We start from the raw sequence: 5,547 nt of genomic DNA on the forward strand, positions 1-5,547 counted from the left end.
TTAGCAATCAAATCGTGGAAATTTCCCTCTGGTTTATTCCACGCTTCATGAGCACAAAACTGTACAATCCTGTAGGCTTCTTCACGAGTCATTCCCTTTTCAACCAAGGTCAGTAATACCCTCTGACTGAAAACAACGCCCCCGTAAAGATTCATATTTCGCTTCATGTTTTCTGGATAAACCAACAGCTTCTTCACCAAGTCGGTGATTTCCACCAGCATGAAGTGAGTCAAAATGCAAACATCAGGTAATATCACTCGTTCCACTGAACTGTGAGAGATATCTCGTTCGTGCCACAGCGCCACATTTTCTAATGCCGCCACCGCATGACTTCGCACAATTCGCGCCATTCCTGTTAAGCGTTCAGAACGAATCGGGTTGCGCTTGTGCGGCATTGCTGAGGAACCTTTTTGTCCTTTAGAAAAGTATTCTTCAACTTCTAGAACATCGGTTCTTTGCAGGTTGCGAATTTCTACCGCAAAACGTTCAATTGTTGCCCCTAAAAGCGCTAATTGTTGCACAAAATTAGCATGGCGATCGCGCGATATCACCTGAGTTGAAGCGGTATCCGGTTGCAGTCCCAAATTCTGAGTTGCGATCGCTTCCACACGGGGGTCAATATTGGCATAGGTTCCCACTGCACCGGAAATCTTCCCCACCGCAATTTCATGACGCACTTGGCAGAGGCGATCGCGGTTGCGACACACTTCCGCCAACCACCCCGCCAGCTTAAAACCAAAGGTGATCGGTTCGGCATGAATGCCATGAGAACGACCAATCATCACAGTATGGCGATGTTGCTGTGCCTGGTAACGAATCGCTTGACTAAGTTTCTCTAGATGCTCCAGAATAATGTCCAAGCTGGCTACCAGTTGCAGTGCCAGAGCTGTATCCAAGACATCGGAACTTGTCAACCCTAAGTGGATGTAACGTCCCGCATCGCCCACATACTCATTTACATTCGTGAGAAAGGCGATCATGTCATGGCGGACTTCTTCCTCAATTTCTAGTATCCGCTTCGGGTCAAAATTCGCCTTAGCTTTAATCTCCTCAACAGCCGATGCTGGAATGGCACCCAGTTCTGCTTGTGCCTCACAAACAGCGATTTCGACCTGAAGCCAGGTTTTGAACTTGTAGGTGTCCGTCCACAATTCGCCCATTTCGGGCAGGGTGTAGCGCTCGATCAATGCCTATGTCACGAAATACAACGGTCATTATTGTACAACTTGATGTCAGATGGCTTCATCAAGCGGCGTTAGATTATTGCCAGAGTTAGTGGTCTGATTATACTTGCCGTCATAATTACGAATTATTAAATCCTTTTCCCAAACATAATTATGAATTACGAATTTTTAATAACTAGCTTGGGTGAGTGATGCTGGAGAAAGCATCTCATCTCAAGAGTTAGAAGCTTACTTACAACCGTCATGAGTAGTCCATTCAGTATGCTGATTGCTGGCAAGTTGCTAGCCGTAATCCTCCTAGTGCTAGCTAATGGCTTTTTTGTGGCTGCGGAATTTGCCTTAGTAGCTTTGCGCCCTAGTCGTGTCGAGCAGCTAGTTGCTGAAGATCATCCCCAGGCGGCAGCTTTACAACGTGCCGTGAGCAACCTGGACGCTTACCTTGCAGCGACCCAGCTTGGTATTACGATGTCTTCCCTCGGTCTGGGCTGGATTGGAGAACCAGCACTCGCTGTGCTAATCGAGCCAGCGTTCCATCTGCTCCCTGAACCTTTGGCACTGATTAGTTCCCATGCCCTATCAGGGGTTGTTGCTTTTACAACAATCACCGCTCTCCACATCGTCTTGGGAGAATTAGCTCCTAAGAGTTTGGCACTCCAACGGACAGAAGAAACGGCTATTGCTGTGGTCAATCTCTTAGAAGTTTATCTAGCTATCTTTCGCCCAGCAGTCCACGTCTTAAACAGTTTAGGAAACTTTGTCCTCAGATTGCTGGGCTTACAACCGGGCAGTGGTGAAGAATTGCTTCATTCTGTTGAAGAACTCAAGCTTTTAGTTGCAGCCAGCCATGAAGCTGGCTTGGTAGGGCAAACCGAACAAAATGTAGTGGAGCGAGTTTTTAGTCTGGGAGAGCGACGGGTCAGTAGTTTTATGAGTCCGCGTACTGAGATGGTCTGGCTTGATATGGATGACCCACTCGAATCAATCCGCCGCTTGGTCGTCGAAAGTGTTCATTCTTTCTTCCCGGTCGCTCAAGAAAACGTGGATAACATATTGGGTATAGTGGAAGCCAAAGAATTTTTAGCCCATAACCCAACTCAACTGATTGAACTACAAGCCTTGTTACATCAACCGTTGTATGTGCCGGAAAGCATGAGAGCGTTGAAAGTTCTGGACTTGTTCAAGACCTCTGGTACCCATATTGCCGTAGTTGTGGATGAATATGGCGTGACTCAAGGCTTGGTTACGCTTAATGACATTGTAGAAGCGATCGTGGGTGACATCCCCTCTCGTGAAGATTTAGCTGACCCTGAAGTTGTGCAACGTGAGGATGGGTCTTGGTTGTTAGACGGATTGTTAGCGATTGACGAGTTTAAGGAAATTTTCCGTTTGCGAAAGTTGTTACCAGGGGCAGGAGTTAGCTACCAAACCTTAGGGGGATTTGTGATGAGCCAACTCGGACATATTCCTTCTGTCGGAGAGCATTTTGAGTGGGCTGGACTACGCTTTGAAGTGAGGACTATGAATGGTAACCGAGTTGATAAGGTCTTAGTGGTGCCTGGGCAAGCAGCTTCTTTGCGTTTGAGGAACAGCACTTAACAGAGTATTGCTCACTCTGGAGGTTAGAACCAGCCTAGGGATACTTGAACTGCGATTCTCAGGAGCTATCTATCAAGAAAACATAGAACCGATCAATTTTGAGGAGGTTGGTCGCAGAGATACACTGGCAACAGTACTTATACCTAATATTGCATGTTTGACTTTAACACTCTCTTGGAATTCTCACGAACCAACTGTCTAGCCATCTGTGCATTTTTGGTTCCTGCCAACTTGCTCTTCACCTTGCAGACGATGATATTCACCGGACTGCACCGCCCTCAGGCTCAGGTGCGACAAGCGGCTGGGCTTGCCTGCCTCCCGGCGCTGGTGATGGTATTTCATGTGTTCACTTGGTGGATGATTGGGGTGGTCATGGCTCCCACCTTTATCCTGTTAGGGCTGGCTAGTACCTGTCTGAGCATCAATTTTTGGGCGATCGCTCATCCCCAAAGTATGGCTCACTTCCTCAGAGCTTTGGTTCTGAGGGTTTTGAGCTTAGTACGTCGTTCTGGCGTTGAACTTCCCTAGTTAAGCGTCCTCTTATTCCACATTTATTGCATTCTGTCAATAGTGCGGTACTGAATAGCTTCGGCAACGTGTTGGGGTTTGAGAACTTCATCACCTGCTAAGTCAGCAATGGTACGGGCTACTTTAAGAATGCGATCGCTTGCCCGTGCCGATAAGCCTAACTTGCGAATTGCTCCCTCTAGTAAGTTGCGAGAGGTATCATCCAACGGGCACCAGTGACGCAGATGATGACTCTGCATTTGAGCATTGCAACGAATGGCTGCATCTGCTGTTTTGAAACGGTGATGGGCGCGATCGCGTGCCGCTTGTACTCGTTCCCGTACAGGTGCCGACTCCTCACCCATTGGTTGTCGCGTAATCTCCTCTGGCTTCAATCGATTCACTGCCACCTGTAAGTCGATTCGATCCATCAACGGCCCCGAAAGCTTTGCCCAGTATTGTTCCCTAGCCCTCGGCGAACAAGTACAAGCTTGGATAGTATCCCCAAAGTAGCCACAAGGACAGGGATTCGTACTCGCCACTAGGGTGAACTGTGCGGGGAACATCACCGATTGACGAGTGCGGGAAATGGTAACACAACCATCTTCTAACGGTTGACGCAAGAATTCTAAGACATCGCGCTTAAATTCTGTCAACTCATCCAAAAACAGCACCCCTCGGTGAGCTAAAGAGATTTCCCCAGGACGCGGAAAGCTGCCACCACCGACCAGGGAGGGGCCAGAAGCGGAGTGATGAGGACTGCGATAAGGGCGATCGCTGACCAAGGTTCCTTTGTCTCTGAGCAACCCCGCCACAGAGTGGATTTGTGTCACTTCTAAGGCTTCGTCAAAGCTTAAAGGAGGTAAAATCCCTGGCAAGCGTCGCGCCAGCATGGTTTTTCCACTCCCAGGAGGCCCCACAAAGATTAAATTATGTCCCCCAGCCGCCGCAATTTCTAAGGCTCTACGAGCATGAGCCTGACCTTTTACATCTTTTAAGTCTGGCCCCGTTGACCGAGAGGTTCGCAACGCCTGCAACCCGTCCATCTGAACCGGTGAGAAACGCTCTGGGTCGTTTAAAAAGTCAGCCACTTGTGCCAAATCATTGAACCCATAAACCGCAAGTCCCTGTACAACTGCCGCTTCTCGTGCATTATCCGCCGGAACGACCAAACCCGAAATTTCCAATCGCTTAGCCGCTGCGGCAATCGGTAACACTCCGGCAACGGGTCGCAGATTCCCATCCAGGGAAACTTCTCCTAAAAACAGATAATCGCCCAACAATTCGGCACTCACCTGCTCTGACGCCGCCATAATGCCCACACTAATCGGTAAATCAAAGCTTGGCCCTTCTTTACGCAAGTCAGCAGGTGTCAGATTCACCACAATCTTCCGCATGGGAAAGGCAAAACCAGCATTCTTTAGCGCCGCCTTGACCCGTTCTCGTGATTCTTGAACGGCAGTATCCGGTAGCCCAACAACCACAATTCCCGGCAATCCACCAGACACATCCACTTCGACACCCACCTTAACGGCATCGATTCCCACGATGGAAGCACTCCAAACTCTGGCTAGCATCTCAATTTCCCTGACACTTAAGCGCGAGTATAGGGCTTGTTATCTAGGTTACTGAACCGGGAAATTACTGGATTTAGTTTCGTTCCAGGACGGTGATTACGTAAAATTGCTAGCAGTCTGAGCCGCTTTCACCACTAGTGAGTCAAAGATTTAATATGAGCGAGACCATCTTCAGCAAGATTATTCGCAAAGAAGTGCCTGCTGACATTGTTTATGAAGATGACTTAACAATTGCCTTCAGAGACATTGCCCCCCAAGCACCCGTTCACATCCTGGTGATTCCCAAAAAGCCCCTTCCTCAGCTAGCCGCAGCCGAATCCGAAGACCATGCCCTAATGGGACACCTGCTCTTGACCGCCAAGCGGATTGCCCAGCAAGTCGGTCTGGATAACGGCTATCGCCTTGTGATTAACAACGGTGCTGATGGCGGTCAAACCGTTGACCACCTACATTTGCACATCTTGGGCGGACGCCCTATGAAGTGGCCTCCGGGTTAACACCGCTTAGGGATTCTAAAAAAAGTTTGAAGAACTTTACAAAACGAAACAAATGGGTTAAGTTAAATATGGGCGAACACAAAACCGCCCGCTGAACCTTGAAAAATTATTAAGCCATCATAAAAACATGACAACCACATTACAGCGTCGCGAATCTGCGAACGTGTGGGATCGGTTTTGCGAGTG

General features: G+C 48.6%; 5 protein-coding genes. 3 read left to right on the forward strand and 2 right to left on the reverse strand.

Features of this window, described 5'->3' with window-relative positions; all coding sequences use genetic code 11:
• Positions 1-1,187: adenylosuccinate lyase (gene purB, locus V6C93_RS10030; RefSeq protein ID WP_349262670.1), on the reverse strand; the 1,187-nt coding region annotated here is incomplete at its 3' end.
• Between the two features lie 240 nt (positions 1,188-1,427).
• On the opposite strand from purB, the gene V6C93_RS10035 reads away from it, so the two are divergent.
• Positions 1,428-2,780: a hemolysin family protein gene (locus V6C93_RS10035; protein WP_333476518.1), complete on the forward strand. Its 1,353-nt coding sequence runs from the start codon at positions 1,428-1,430 to the stop codon at positions 2,778-2,780.
• Between the two features lie 153 nt (positions 2,781-2,933).
• The gene (locus V6C93_RS10040; protein WP_333476519.1) at positions 2,934-3,308 is read left to right on the forward strand and encodes a hypothetical protein; all 375 of its coding nucleotides are present in this window, start codon (positions 2,934-2,936) and stop codon (positions 3,306-3,308) included.
• 23 nt (positions 3,309-3,331) lie between these two features.
• On the opposite strand, the gene V6C93_RS10045 is transcribed toward V6C93_RS10040, so the two are convergent.
• The gene (locus tag V6C93_RS10045; protein WP_333476520.1) at positions 3,332-4,864 is read right to left on the reverse strand and encodes a YifB family Mg chelatase-like AAA ATPase; all 1,533 of its coding nucleotides are present in this window, start codon (positions 4,862-4,864) and stop codon (positions 3,332-3,334) included.
• Between the two features lie 155 nt (positions 4,865-5,019).
• On the opposite strand from V6C93_RS10045, the gene V6C93_RS10050 reads away from it, so the two are divergent.
• Positions 5,020-5,361, forward strand: a complete 342-nt coding sequence (locus V6C93_RS10050; RefSeq protein WP_333476521.1) for a histidine triad nucleotide-binding protein — start codon at positions 5,020-5,022, stop codon at positions 5,359-5,361.
• Positions 5,362-5,547 lie beyond the last annotated feature (186 nt).

The sequence above is a fragment of the Allocoleopsis sp. genome, assembly GCF_036703385.1.
GTDB lineage: Bacteria > Cyanobacteriota > Cyanobacteriia > Cyanobacteriales > Coleofasciculaceae > Allocoleopsis.

Bases quoted from the DNA above. Each gene is read 5' to 3' on its own strand.
- V6C93_RS10035 (WP_333476518.1), top strand. From the start codon at position 1,428: ATGAGTAGTCCATTCAGTATGCTGATTGCTGGCAAGTTGCTAGCCGTA.
- V6C93_RS10040 (WP_333476519.1), top strand. From the start codon at position 2,934: ATGTTTGACTTTAACACTCTCTTGGAATTCTCACGAACCAACTGTCTA.
- V6C93_RS10045 (WP_333476520.1), bottom strand. From the start codon at position 4,864: ATGCTAGCCAGAGTTTGGAGTGCTTCCATCGTGGGAATCGATGCCGTT.
- V6C93_RS10050 (WP_333476521.1), top strand. From the start codon at position 5,020: ATGAGCGAGACCATCTTCAGCAAGATTATTCGCAAAGAAGTGCCTGCT.